Consider the following 12,520-nt stretch of genomic DNA (forward strand, 5'->3'; position numbering starts at 1 on the left):
CGAAAACCAGCACCTCCCACCCGAACCAGCACCGTCCCGAACCAGCGCCGTCCCGAACCAGCACCGTCCCGAACCAGCACCGTCCCGAACCAGCACCGTCCCGAACCAGCACCGTCCCGAAACAGCACCGTCCCGAAAGGCCGCGACGCCCTCCAAAGCCCGCGGCTCGGGCCCACAATGCGGCGTCCCGCCACGACAACCAGCAACCCCGAGGAGACGATCACTTGTTCAGCGTCACCGTCCGCGACCACATCATGATCGCGCACAGTTTCTCCGGCGAGGTCTTCGGACCGGCACAGCGCCTGCATGGAGCCACCTTCGTGGTGGACGCGACGTTCCGCCGCCCCGAGCTGGACGACGACAACATCGTGGTGGACATCGGGCGCGCCAGCGAGCAGCTGCACACCATCTGTTCCACGCTCAGCTACCGCAACCTCGACGACGACCCGGAATTCTCCGGCGTCAACACCTCCACCGAGTTCCTGGCGAAGGTGATCGCCGACCGTCTCGCGGTCCGCGTCCAGGCCGGCGAGCTAGGCCCCGGAGCAACCGGCCTGACCGGCCTCACGGTGACCTTGCACGAGTCGCACATCGCCTGGGCAAGCTACGAGCGCGACCTGTGATTCTGCACGCGGTGCTGCCGGGGGGAATCGACGACCCGGCAGCGCCGAGTGGCGGCAACCGATACGACCGCGAGGTGCTCAATCGCCTGGCGAAGGGCCCTTTCACGGTACGGGAAACAGCCGTCCCCGGAACCTGGCCCCGTCCCGAGCCGCCCGCCCGCCAGGCCGTCGCCGAGACCCTGACCAAGGTCCCCGACGGCGAGACCGTTCTCCTGGACGGTCTCGTGGCCTGCGGGATCCCCGACGTCTTGGAGCCGCACGCCACCCGCCTGCGTCTGGCCATCCTGGTTCACCTACCCCTCTCCGACGAAACCGGCCTCTCCGCACCGGAGGCAGCCGAACTGCAAGCCCTCGAGAAACGCTCCCTGCACCTGGCCGCGACAGTGATAGCCACCAGCACCGAAGCCGCCCGCCGCCTGGAGCGGATGCACGGCCTCACCGCCAGGAACGGCACCCGGCAAACAGGCACCGGGCAAACAGGCACCAAGCGAACCGGTCCTGAGCAAACCGGCCCTGAACAAACCGGCCCTGAGCAAACCGGAGAGGCCGCCTACGCGAACAAGCCGTTCGCCGTGCACGTGGCCCCACCCGGCGTCGACCCCGCCCCGCTCGCCGAGCCAGCTCGGTCGGGCGCACGTCTGCTCACAGTGGCGTCGCTGACCCACCGCAAAGGACAGGACGTCCTGATCGCGGCCCTGAGGCAGCTCACCGACCTGGAATGGACCTGCACCCTGGTCGGCGCGGGCCCCACCGTCCCGGAGCTCCTCCCGAACGTCCATCTCGCCGGCCCGCTGACCGGAACGGCCCTCGACGCCGCCTACGCGAACGCCGACCTCTTCGTCCTCCCTTCCCGCGCCGAGACCTACGGCATGGTCGTCACCGAGGCGCTCGCCCGCGGCCTCCCGGTAATCGCAAGCGCCGTCGGCGGCATACCCGAAGCCCTGGGAACCGTCGCTCCCACAGACCTAGGGACCGCCGGCCCCGCAGCCGCAGGGACCGCAGCCGCAGCGACCGCCGCTTCCGCAGCCCCGGCATCTGGCACCCGGAGAGACGCGGTATCCCACCTCCAGCCCGACCACGTCCAACCCGACCACGTCCAACCCGACCACCTCCAACTCGACCGCCTCCAACCTGACCGCCTCGTGCCCGGTCGCCTCGTGCCGCCCGACGATCCGGATGCCTTGTCCACCGCCCTCCGCGAGTGGCTCACCGACCCCGCGCTCAGAGCCCACTGGCGCGCCACCGCTCTGGCCCGCCGCGCCGGCCTCACGGGCTGGGACGACACGGCCGCACACCTGGCCGAGATCCTCCGCACCCACTGACACGCCGCACTTCACTGATCACCCAGCCACCGCAATGAGCCAGCCACCCAATGAGCCAGCCACCGCAAAGAGCCAGCCACCGCAAAGAGCCAGCATGGTCGGCGCCGCCGCAGACCTGCCCTGACACACGACGAACGCTATCCAGCGCGTCCTAACACCGGCCTAACAAGAACTGACACGGCCCTGTTAGGCCGCCAGGGGCAAACTGACAAGCGCTCGAACCGGCAACGACGGACGGAGATACCCATGACCGGAGAGTTCAGCTCCGACTGGCTCGCCCTGCGCGAGCCCGCCGACGCCGAGGCACGTGACGGCAACCTGCTGCAGGCGCTGCCGGCCGGCATACGCGTCATCCGCGACCTGGGCTGTGGCACCGGCTCGATGGGCCGCTGGCTGGCGCCCCGCCTTCCGATGCCTCAGCACTGGATCATGACGGACCGCGACCCGGTGCTGCTGCAGCTCGCGGCCGATGGGATGCCGCCGCAGGTCACGGTCAGCACTCACCTGCGTGACGTCACCGAGCTGACCGCTGCTGACCTGGACGGCGTCGACCTCGTCACCTGTTCCGCGCTGCTCGACGTGCTCACCGCCGACGAGGTCGACGGCCTCGTGAAGACGTGCGCCGAGGCCCGGGTCAGCGCATTGTTCACTCTTTCGGTGACGGGCGAGGTGCGCATCGTCCCCGAGGATCCGCTGGATGGTGAGGTGGAGGCTGCCTTCAACGCGCACCAGCGCCGCGAGGTCGGCGGGCGTCGGCTGCTCGGCCCGGATGCGGCTGCGTTCGCGGCCGCCGCGTTCGAGAAGGCGGGCGCCCGGGTTCTCGCCGGAGCGAGCCCGTGGCGACTCGGCCCGGCCCGTGCCGCGCTGACCGCCGAGTGGCTGCGGGGCTGGACCGGAGCCGCTGCCGAGCAGCATCCCGAGCTGCCGCTGAGCCCCTATCTGGATCGACGGCTGGCCGCCGTCCCGCACGTCTCGGTAGGGCATCAGGATGTTTTAGCGATCTTCATCTGAACCGGGGCGCGGCGATCCGGCGTACTAGTCCTCGAGAGCGACGAGGGGACGAGGACGTGACGCGATCGATCTGGGCCTGGGCGCGACTGCTGGGCGGCGCCGGCATTCTGGCTCTGGTGCTGTGGCGGCTGGGCACCGGCGCGTTCCTGGACGGGCTGCGCGTGCTCGACGCGGGCGCCCTTGCCGCAGCGCTCGTCATCGGCGCCGCGACCACGCTGCTCAGCGCATGGCGCTGGTGCCTGGTCGCCCGGGGCCTCGGCCTGAAGCTCTCGCTGCGGGCCGCGACCGCCGACTACTACCAGGCGCTCTTCCTGAACGCGGCGCTGCCGGGCGGGGTGCTCGGCGACGTCGGACGCGCGGTGCAGCACGGCCGTGCGGAAGGCGACGTGGGCCGCGGGGTTCGTGCGGTGGTGCTCGAGCGGACCGCCGGACAGCTGGTTCTGCTGCTCGTCGGCGGACTCGTGCTGGTGTTCGTACCGTCGCCGGTCCTGTCCCTGCTGAAGGAGCACGCAGCGGGCGTCGCCGCGGTGAGCGTCACCGTAATCCTGGCCGGCGGAATCGCCCTTCTCGCGTTGCGGCGGCTGCGGCGCGGCGCGTCTCGCGCGGCGACGGCGGCGCGGATCGGGGTCTCGGAGATCCGCGTGGGCCTGCTGTCCCGGCGCAACGGTCCCGGCGTGCTGATCGCGTCGGCCGCGGTGCTCGCCGGGCACCTCGCCACCTTCATGGTGGCGGCGCGGGCCGCCGGGAGCGCTGCCTCGCTCCTGCAGCTGGCGCCGCTGCTGCTGCTGGCGCTGATCGCGATGGGCCTGCCGGTGAACATGGGCGGCTGGGGCCCGCGCGAGGGCGTGATGGCGTGGGCGTTCGGCGCGGCGGGCCTGAGCGCGGCGCAGGGTCTGACGATCGCGGTCGCCTACGGCATCCTGGCCTTCGTGGCGGCGGCACCGGGCGCGGCCATCGTGCTGCTCCGGGTGGTGGCCCGCCCCAAAGCGCAGCCGACAGTCACGACCTCTTCGGTACGGTTTGTCGCCCCGGTCTCGCCCGCTCCGGTCATGGCCTCACGACCGGTCATCGTCCCGGCGCTGCTTCCCGTCACCCAGCTCCAGGACGCTCGGCTCGCGGATGGCCCGGTTGCGGCAGCGCCGCATCCGGTTGCTCAGCTTCCCGTGCCCCGGCGAACCGTTGTGCGGCAGCCGGCCTACTCCGGCGGTGTGGCCGCTTGATCCTCCCGTTAGGGCACGTCCCCCCGCGAGGCGCCACCCTCGAACCGGTGGACCGCGGGCTCGCCACGACCTGGCCGGCCACGACCCGGTCCCCCGCGCCAGCCCCGTTCAAGCGGAAACCGGCCAGCGTTCCCGAACTGGCCAGCGGCCCACACCCGGCCAGCGGCCCGAACCCGGCCAGCAAACCGGACCCGGCCAGCAAACCGGACCCGGCCAGCAAACTGGACCCGGACGGCGACCCGCACCCGGCCAGCGGCCCGTTCGGAGCTCGCCCGCTACTGCTTGTCGAAGCGGTCGGAAAGCGCGTATCGCAGCAGCACCACGTCGCCGATCTGGCGGACCTCCGCGAGACCGGCGCGGTTGTCCGGCCCCCAGGGGAAAGCCCCGTCGTGCACGAAACGGGGTGCTCGGGAATCGCCCACGAAGAACGGGGCGATGACCAGCTGGAGCTCGTCGGCAAGGCCGGCCGTGAGGAACTGGGTGTGCATGCGGCCGCCGCCCTCGACCATCAGCCGCCTGATCCCGCGCTCGCCGAGGTCGTCCACGATCCGGCGGACGTCAACCGGGTCACCGCCGTCCACAACGGTCGTCAACCCACCGCGGGCAAGCCCTCCCCCGGAGGCGGCGGGAGAGGCCGCGACAGCTGCAGAAAAAGCGGCGGGAGAAGCAGCGGCGGCGGGAGAAGCAGGGTCCGAAACGGCGGCGGGCGCAGAGCCAGAAGCAGACGCGGTGGCGGACGCAGACGCGGTAGCGGACCCGGAGACAGAGGCACAAGCGTCCCGACCGGCAGCGCCGCCGCCCGGCCCGCCGAACAACGCCCTGGCCTGGGCCAGCGCCGGCGTCGCGCAGTACACCAGCTTCCTCGCATCACCCGCCGTGAAGAACGATGCCTGTGGATCGATGTGGCAGGTGCTGGTTACGGTGACCTTGACCGGGTTGGGATCCTCGCCGCGAGCGATCCGGGCGGCCCGGCGTTCCGCCGAACGCACCAGCAGGCGCGGGTTGTCCTGGCGGATCGTCGAGGCGCCGACCAGGATCGCGTCACAGCCGGCGCGGACCTCGTCGACCCGGTCGAAGTCCGCGTCGTTCGAGAGGAGCAGCCGCTTGTCGGAGGCGTCGTCCAGGTAGCCGTCGATCGACATGCCACAGCTCAGCAAGGTGTAAGGACGTTCAGCCACCATCGTCACCCTAGGTCGAAGATGTTCCTCACGATAATCCGGGGCATGCCGCGGACGATCTCAGGGCAGATGGAGGGGCTGATTCATCGAAGTACCAGGCACGGCGGGAACCAACGAGGAGGACCGATGTTCGAAGCCCCGGCAGCTTGGGAGAAGGCGACCATCCGGCGGCAGGTCACCGTGCCGCTGCGATTCCCGGACGGGTACGCCACGAGCGCGCGGGTGATGACCTTCGACGGCCTGGTCGACGGTAAGGAGCACCTCGCGCTCGGCCTGGGCGACTGGCAGCGGTCCCTGACCAAGTCGGCCGCCGGCGGGCGAGCGCCACTGGTGCGCCCGCACAGCGAGTGCCTGACCGGCGACGTCTTCGGCAGCCAGCGCTGCGACTGCGGGCCGCAGCTGCGTGAGGCCGTCGAGCGGATCGCCGAGCAGGGCGGGTTCCTGCTCTACCTGCGCCAGGAGGGCCGGGGCATCGGGCTCTACGCCAAGCTGGACGCCTACGCGTTGCAGGACGAGGGCCTCGACACGTACCAGGCGAACGTGGCGCTGGGCCGGGGCGAGGACGAGCGTGACTACACGCCGGCGGCGCAGATGCTCCTCGCGCTCGGTGTGGAGCGGGTGCGGCTGCTCAGCAACAACCCGGACAAGGCCGCTCAGCTGGACGCGCTCGGCATCGACGTGACCCAGCGGATCCCGACCGGCGTGCACCTGTCCGCGGCCAACGTGCGCTATCTCAGCGTCAAAGCCTCACACACGGCACACACGATCGAGCTGCCCCTAGCGGAGTGAGCGGACCAGGAAGCACACAGCCGAAGACCCTGGGCGGGTGACCTTCAGCGCCTTCCGGCGCTCGCTCCGTCAGGATAGGAGGGTGACGGGCGTGAACCTTCCGGGAACGGGCGAACTCGGCGCGATGCTCGACGCTGTCGATCAGCTGCCCTTCATCGTCGTCGTCTGCGCGGGGCCGGACCTGCTGCTGGTCGCGTGCAACGCGGCGACCCGCGCGGTCCTGCCCGGCCGGGAGGTGATCGGCCGGCCGATCCGGGAGGTGATCAGCGATCTCTCGGGGCAGCAGTTCGTCGACGCGTACTACGAGGTGTACCGGACCGGCGAGCCGATCGCCGGCCGGCAGTGGCGGGCGCACATCAGGCAGCCGGACGGGTCGGTCCACGAGATGTTCGCGACCTTCACGATCGTGCCCTGGCGTGACGACGACGGCGGACTGCGCGGGGTGATCGGGGCGGCGTTCGACGTCACCGAACTGGCCCGTACCCGGCAGGCCGCGGAGGCGGAGGCGGACCGGCTGCGCCGCCGCTACGAGCAGAGCCGCGATGTGATCACGACGTTGCAGCGGGAGTTGCTCCCGTCCGGTCTGCCGGTGCTTCCCGGCCTGCAGGTGGCGGCGAGTTACCTGCTCGCCGAGGCGGAGACCGCGGCGGGTGGCGACTGGTTCGACGCGGTGTCCCGGCCGGACGGCACTGTCGCCCTGGTCGTCGGCGACGTGGTGGGGCACGGCGTCACCGCGTCCGGCGTGATGGGGCAGCTCCGGGCGGTGCTGCAGGAACGCCTCGACGCCGGCGCCGGCATCGCCGAGGCCCTGGCCGCCGCCGATCGGCTCGCCCAGCGGGTGCGGGCCGCCTATGCGGCCACGGTGTGTCTCGCCCTGCTGGATCCGGGGACGGGCGAGCTGACGTACTGCACCGCAGGTCACCCGCCGCCACTGCTCATTCCGGGTACGGGGACGGCCCGCCATCTGCCCGGAACCGGTGGGATGCCGCTCGGCACCGGTGGCGCGTTCCCGGTCCGCGCCGCGCGCCTCGACGTCGGTGACCTGCTGCTTCTCTACAGCGACGGGATCGTGGAGCGCCCGGGTGCGGCGGACAGCGCCGACGATCTCGCGTCGGTCGCCTCGGACGCGGCGGCCGGGCGGGCCCTGCACGATCCGGTCGCGACCGCCGCCGAACGCGTCTGCACCCAGACGGTCGAGCTGCTGGTGCGGGCCGGCGGGCATGCCGACGACATCACCCTTCTCGCGGCGCAACGCACTCCACTCGTACCCGATCTGGTTGTCGATCTGCCGGCTGAGCCGGCGGCGTTACGCGGAGCGCGCGCCCGGATCGGGGGTTGGCTGGCTGCTCAGGGCGCCGCGGAGCATGACGTCTTCGTGCTGCAGCACGCTCTGGGCGAGCTTGCCACCAATGCCATCGAGCACGCTTTCGGCGGCGCCTTCGGCAAAGACACCATTCGGGTACGGGCTACGCTCACCCCGACCGGGCAGGTGGAGGCGACCGTAACGGATCACGGTGGCTGGCGGATCCCGGAACGGCAACCGACCCGCGGCCGCGGTCTCGCGCTCACCGCCCAGCTGGTGCAGAGCCTGCGGGTGGAGCCCGGGCCGGACGGGACCGTGGCGACCGTGCGGCACCCGCTGAGCCGGCCGGCCCGGCTGCTGACCAGTTTCGACGAGCCGCTGGTCGTCCCGGAGAACCCCGGCGAGCTGATGATCACCGAGCTGGCCGGCGGCGACGAGGCCCGGGTCCGGCTGGCCGGTCCGATCGACGCCGCCTCCGCCGCGCTCGCCCGTCAGGAACTGCTGCGCCGCAGCCGGGGCGGGACCGTCCCGATGACCGTGGACCTCTCCGGGGTGACGCATCTGGCCAGCGCCGGCGTGTCCGCCCTGCACATGGTCGCCGAGATCCACCGGGACGATGCGCCGCTCACGCTCGTCGCGGTGCCGGGCAGCCCGGCGCGACAGATCTTGGAGATGGTCGGGCTCTCGGGAGTCACCCCATAGTTGTGAGAGAGCCATAGTTGTCCACAGGCCCTCGTTGATGTCGGTCCCGCTCTCTACTATCGCGGAGTGACTTCGGCTCCCGTAGTGCCCGTTAACCCCGATCCCGCGGACAGCGCCACCGACGCCCTCAACCGGATCTTCGGCTACCCGTCGTTCCGCGGTGAGCAGGGCGCCGTCGTCGAGCACGTGATCGCCGGTGGCGACGCGCTGGTGCTGATGCCGACCGGTGGCGGCAAGTCGCTCTGCTACCAGATTCCGGCGCTGGTCCGGCCGGGCACCGGTGTGGTGATCTCGCCGCTGATCGCGCTCATGCAGGACCAGGTCACCGCGCTGCGCACGCTCGGGGTCCGGGCGAACTTCCTGAACTCGTCGCAGGACCTCGACGAGCGGCGCATCGTCGAGGCCGAGTTCGTCGCCGGCGAGCTCGACCTGCTCTACGTCGCTCCGGAAGGCCTCGGCACGGCCGGGGTGCAGCGCCTGCTCGACCGGGGGAAGATCTCGCTGTTCGCGATCGACGAGGCGCACTGTGTGGCGCAGTGGGGCCACGACTTCCGGCCAGACTACCTGAACCTGTCGATGCTGCACGAGCGCTGGCCGGACGTTCCCCGGATCGCGCTGACCGCCACCGCGACGCCGGCCACCCGCGACGAGATCGCGACCCGGCTGCGGCTCACCGAGGCGCGGCACTTCACCGCGAGCTTCGACCGGCCCAACATCCAGTACCGGATCGTGCCGAAGAACTCGCCCAGCAAGCAGCTGCTCGACCTGTTGCGCACGGAGCACGCCGGGCACTCCGGCATCGTCTACTGCCTGTCCCGCGCCTCGGTGGAGAAGCACGCGCAGTTCCTCAGCCAGAACGGGATTCCGGCGCTGCCCTACCACGCCGGCCTGGACGCGCGGACCCGGTTCGATAACCAGGCCCGGTTCCTGCGCGAGGACGGTCTCGTGATGGTCGCGACGATCGCGTTCGGGATGGGGATCGACAAGCCTGATGTACGGTTCGTCGCGCACCTGGACCTGCCGAAATCGGTGGAGGGGTACTACCAGGAGACCGGCCGGGCCGGACGGGACGGGCTGCCCTCCACGGCCTGGCTGGCGTACGGGCTGCAGGACGTGGTGCAGCAACGCAAGCTGATCGACGGCTCGGACGGCGACGTGGCGTTCCGCCGCAACGCGAACCGTCACCTGGACGCGATGCTGGCTCTCTGCGAGAGCGTGACGTGCCGGCGGGGCCAGCTGCTCGAGTACTTCGGACAGACGGACATCGCCGAGAAGTGCGACAACTGTGACACCTGCCTGACGCCGCCGGAGTCGTGGGACGGCACGGTCCCGGCGCAGAAGCTGCTCTCCACCGTCTTCCGGCTGCAGAAGGAGCGCGGGCAGAAGTTCGGCGCCGGGCAGTCGATCGACATCCTGCTCGGCAAGCGGACCGAGAAGGTCAGCCAGTTCCGCCACGACGAGCTGACCGTGTTCGGCATCGGCGCCGACCTGCGCGAGGCGGAGTGGCGCGGTGTGGTGCGGCAGTTGCTGGCCGGTGGCTTCCTCGCGGTCGAGGGTGAGTACGGAACCTTGGCCCTGACCGAGCGCAGCGGCGAGGTGCTGCGCGGCGAGCGCAAGCTGATGATGCGCCGGGAGGTGGCGACGCGGCCGTCCCGCTCATCCTCGTCGTCCTCCTCGCGCCAGCCCGCCGCGGCGCCGGCGGACTTTCCCGAGTCGGCGGCCCCGCTGTTCGAGCGGCTCCGCGCGTGGCGCGGGTCGGTGGCGAAGGAGCAGGGCGTTCCCGCTTACGTGATCTTCCACGACGCGACGCTGCGGGCGATCGCCGCGCTGGCGCCGGCCAGCCTGGAGCAGCTGGGCACGGTGACCGGTGTCGGCCAGAGCAAGCTGGCCAAGTTCGGCGAGCAGGTGCTGGAGGTCGTCAGCGAGGTCGCCGGTGCGGTCGCTGGCGAGGTCGCCGGCGCGGAGGGGCACGAGGAATGAGCCGGGGCCGCCGCAGGAAACCGCGGCGGCCCTCCCGATCAACGGCGGCCCTCCCTCAACGGCGGCCCTCCCGATGAACGGGGCCGGCTCAACTCTCGCGGATCGCCTCCCCGGCGATCTCGATGCGCACCTTCTTGCCGACCAGGACGCCACCGCTCTCCAGCAGCACGTTCCAGACCAGCCCGTAGTCCTCCCGCTCGAATTCGGCCGTCGCGCTGAACCCGAAGATGTCCCGCCCGTACGGGTCCCGCCGCGCCCCGCCGAACTCCATGTGCAGGTTGATCGGCCGGGTCACGTCCTTGATCGTCAGAAGGCCGCTCACCACGAACCGCCCGGCCGCCCGGGTGGCCGCCGGCGGCAGGTCCGCCTGGCTCCCCCGGCGGGCGAGCGGGTTGTTGCGCAGCCGGGCCCACTGGAAGATCGGGTCGCTGTCCGCCTCGCGGGTGATGCCGGTGCTGCGGAACTCCAGCGTCTTGTAGCGCTCAACGTCGAGGAAGTCCGCGCTGGAGAGGTGCGTGTCCCGCTCCGGGTTGTGCGTGTTGATGCTGTCCGCCCGGATGGTCGCGCTGACCTGCGACTGGAGCGGGTCCTCGGCCACCAGGATCGAGGCGTTGCCCTGCGCGAACTCGCCGCGGATCGGGCTGACCATCATGTGCTGAGCGACGAACCCGATCCTTTTGTGGGCCTCATCCAGTGTGTACACACCGGGATCCGGAATCATCAGGCCGTTCCACTCCCGGATCGGCCGGTCGACGTTCACGTAGCCCCTCCCCCTCGGCAACTTCGCGCCATCTCGACAGATCTCGTCGACAGGTCGCGGACACAGCGGCTCCCGAGCCCACCAGCTCGCGGCAACCACTGAACTCGTTTGAAGCACGGAATTTGTCGCGATTCTAGGCTCCGGGTTGATCAAACCGCGCCCCCGAGGAATACATTTCGTGTCGGTCGACACAGTTGCCGAGGTGCCCAAGATCCCGGCTTTAGTCCGATTTGGTCACGTTACATATCAGTGCTCAATAACGCCCTTGAGCTGCGGAAACGTTGATCAGGACAGTCACCTCCGACAATCGCGGAATCGGATCCCGCTGTTTTGTCGGAAGCTCGACAGCGACCCGGTCGGCCACGCAGCGTAGGCAAACGTGAGGATCGTCTCGTTCGACAACCGGAACGGTTCGCAATAACTTCACAGAATTGGACACGTTGCGAATATGCGCGACTACACAACGATTACTCGGCGCGCCGGGCACCGTCCGCTGTGAACTTCCACGGCCACCGGTGACCCGGCGAGCCCGGCATGTGATCATTCCTCGGGAGCAGCGGCACACCCCGGGACAGCGCACCCCGGGACAACACACCCGGGACAGCGCACCCCGGGACAGCACACCCGGACAGCGCGCACCCCGGACAGCGCACCCGGACAGCGACCACAGCGGAGGACACCAATGGGAACCTGGGACTTCGGGCCGTTCGACAACGACAGCGCCGCCGACTGGTGCGGCGACCTGCAGGACACCGAGCCGTCCCGCCGCGTCGAGCTGATCCGGGCGACCCTCAACGAGGTGCTGCACGAGGGCGAGTACCTGGACATCGACGATGGCGCGGCGGCGGTCGCGGCCGCCACGGTCGTCGCCTCCCAGCTGCCCGGCGGCTCCCCGGTCACGTCCGCTTACGCCCCGGACTTCCTGACCGAGGGTGGCAGCCTGGAGATCCCCGCCGACCTCCCGGGCCTGGCGTTGCGCGCCCTGGACCGGGTGGCCGGCGACGACTCGGAGTGGCGCGACCTCTGGGAGGACGGCCTGCCGAAGGCGCTGACCGCCCTCCGCCCGGTCCGCGAGGTCCTGGAGGAGGCCGCGGCCTGAAGCACACCGGACCGGGGAGTCCGTTTACTCGGGCCGCTGACTCGGGCCGCTGACTCGGGCCGCTGACTCGGGCCGCTGACTCGAGCTGCCTACTCGAGCTGGCCACTCGGGCTGCTCACTCGGCCTGGGCCACGTTCACCATCCAGGGCACGCCGAAGCGGTCGACGAGCTGCCCGAACTCGTCACCCCACATCTGCTTCTCCAGGGGCACCGTCACCGCGCCACCCTCGGCGAGCTTGGCCCACGCCTCGCGCAAGCCGTCGTCGCCGCCGCCGCTCAGGCTGACCGTGATGGTGTCGCCCGGGTTCCACGCCGCGCCCGGCGGACAGTCCGACGCCATCAGCGTGTAGCCCTGCGGCGTCTCCAGCTGGGCATGCATGATCTTGTTTTGGAATGCGGGGTCGGGCATGCCGAACTCACCGAACGTCGAGACGGTCAGCTCACCGCCGAAGACGCCGCGGTAGAACTCCATGGCCTCGCGAGCATTGCCGTTGAACGAGATGTAGGGGTTCAGTCGAGAAGTCATGCCCCGG

At 70.6% G+C, this 12,520-nt stretch carries 11 protein-coding genes; 8 read left to right on the forward strand and 3 right to left on the reverse strand.

Annotated features, from left to right (window positions below; all coding sequences use genetic code 11):
* Window positions 1-224: 224 nt before the first annotated feature.
* From AB0F72_RS31810 to AB0F72_RS31825, 4 genes are all read left to right on the forward strand, one after another.
* Complete coding sequence (locus tag AB0F72_RS31810) at window positions 225-623, forward strand: 6-carboxytetrahydropterin synthase (RefSeq protein WP_360438982.1); 399 nt, start codon at window positions 225-227, stop codon at window positions 621-623.
* Window positions 620-1,945, forward strand: coding sequence for a glycosyltransferase family 4 protein (locus AB0F72_RS31815; RefSeq protein ID WP_360438985.1), 1,326 nt, complete (start codon window positions 620-622; stop codon window positions 1,943-1,945). The genes AB0F72_RS31810 and AB0F72_RS31815 overlap by 4 nt, the downstream gene beginning before the upstream one ends.
* Window positions 1,946-2,191: 246 nt before the next feature.
* Entirely contained in the window at window positions 2,192-2,956 is a 765-nt protein-coding gene (locus AB0F72_RS31820) for a class I SAM-dependent methyltransferase (protein ID WP_360438988.1), read from the forward strand.
* 56 nt (window positions 2,957-3,012) lie between these two features.
* Window positions 3,013-4,176 (forward strand): lysylphosphatidylglycerol synthase transmembrane domain-containing protein, encoded by a 1,164-nt coding sequence (locus AB0F72_RS31825; RefSeq protein WP_360438991.1) that lies wholly within the window; start codon window positions 3,013-3,015, stop codon window positions 4,174-4,176.
* A 275-nt stretch (window positions 4,177-4,451) separates the two neighbouring features.
* On the opposite strand, the gene AB0F72_RS31830 is transcribed toward AB0F72_RS31825, so the two are convergent.
* Entirely contained in the window at window positions 4,452-5,357 is a 906-nt protein-coding gene (locus AB0F72_RS31830; RefSeq protein WP_360438994.1) for a dihydrofolate reductase family protein, read from the reverse strand.
* 123 nt (window positions 5,358-5,480) lie between these two features.
* Between AB0F72_RS31830 and ribA the strand changes: the two genes are divergently transcribed.
* The 3 genes from ribA (at window position 5,481) to recQ (ending at window position 10,128) form a co-directional block, all read left to right on the forward strand.
* Window positions 5,481-6,143 carry a GTP cyclohydrolase II gene (gene ribA / locus AB0F72_RS31835; protein WP_360438997.1) on the forward strand — a complete coding sequence of 221 codons (663 nt, stop codon included), beginning with the start codon at window positions 5,481-5,483 and terminating at the stop codon, window positions 6,141-6,143.
* 91 nt (window positions 6,144-6,234) lie between these two features.
* Window positions 6,235-8,148, forward strand: coding sequence for a SpoIIE family protein phosphatase (locus AB0F72_RS31840; protein ID WP_360439000.1), 1,914 nt, complete (start codon window positions 6,235-6,237; stop codon window positions 8,146-8,148).
* A gap of 66 nt (window positions 8,149-8,214) precedes the next feature.
* Window positions 8,215-10,128 (forward strand): DNA helicase RecQ, encoded by a 1,914-nt coding sequence (recQ, locus tag AB0F72_RS31845; protein ID WP_360439003.1) that lies wholly within the window; start codon window positions 8,215-8,217, stop codon window positions 10,126-10,128.
* An 88-nt stretch (window positions 10,129-10,216) separates the two neighbouring features.
* Here the strand turns inward: recQ and AB0F72_RS31850 are convergent, their stop codons facing one another.
* On the reverse strand, window positions 10,217-10,849 hold the full coding sequence (locus tag AB0F72_RS31850; protein ID WP_360439164.1) for a YceI family protein: 633 nt from the start codon (window positions 10,847-10,849) through the stop codon (window positions 10,217-10,219).
* 721 nt (window positions 10,850-11,570) lie between these two features.
* Between AB0F72_RS31850 and AB0F72_RS31855 the strand changes: the two genes are divergently transcribed.
* Window positions 11,571-11,987, forward strand: coding sequence for a DUF4259 domain-containing protein (locus tag AB0F72_RS31855; RefSeq protein WP_360439006.1), 417 nt, complete (start codon window positions 11,571-11,573; stop codon window positions 11,985-11,987).
* A 115-nt stretch (window positions 11,988-12,102) separates the two neighbouring features.
* On the opposite strand, the gene AB0F72_RS31860 is transcribed toward AB0F72_RS31855, so the two are convergent.
* Window positions 12,103-12,513, reverse strand: coding sequence for a VOC family protein (locus tag AB0F72_RS31860; RefSeq protein ID WP_360439009.1), 411 nt, complete (start codon window positions 12,511-12,513; stop codon window positions 12,103-12,105).
* Window positions 12,514-12,520: the final 7 nt, after the last annotated feature.

The sequence above is a fragment of the Actinoplanes sp. NPDC023936 genome, assembly GCF_040639325.1.
GTDB lineage: Bacteria > Actinomycetota > Actinomycetes > Mycobacteriales > Micromonosporaceae > Actinoplanes.

Bases quoted from the DNA above. Each gene is read 5' to 3' on its own strand.
- AB0F72_RS31850 (WP_360439164.1), bottom strand. From the start codon at position 10,849: ATGATTCCGGATCCCGGTGTGTACACACTGGATGAGGCCCACAAAAGG.
- AB0F72_RS31855 (WP_360439006.1), top strand. From the start codon at position 11,571: ATGGGAACCTGGGACTTCGGGCCGTTCGACAACGACAGCGCCGCCGAC.
- AB0F72_RS31860 (WP_360439009.1), bottom strand. From the start codon at position 12,513: ATGACTTCTCGACTGAACCCCTACATCTCGTTCAACGGCAATGCTCGC.
- AB0F72_RS31820 (WP_360438988.1), top strand. From the start codon at position 2,192: ATGACCGGAGAGTTCAGCTCCGACTGGCTCGCCCTGCGCGAGCCCGCC.
- AB0F72_RS31830 (WP_360438994.1), bottom strand. From the start codon at position 5,357: ATGGTGGCTGAACGTCCTTACACCTTGCTGAGCTGTGGCATGTCGATC.
- ribA (WP_360438997.1), top strand. From the start codon at position 5,481: ATGTTCGAAGCCCCGGCAGCTTGGGAGAAGGCGACCATCCGGCGGCAG.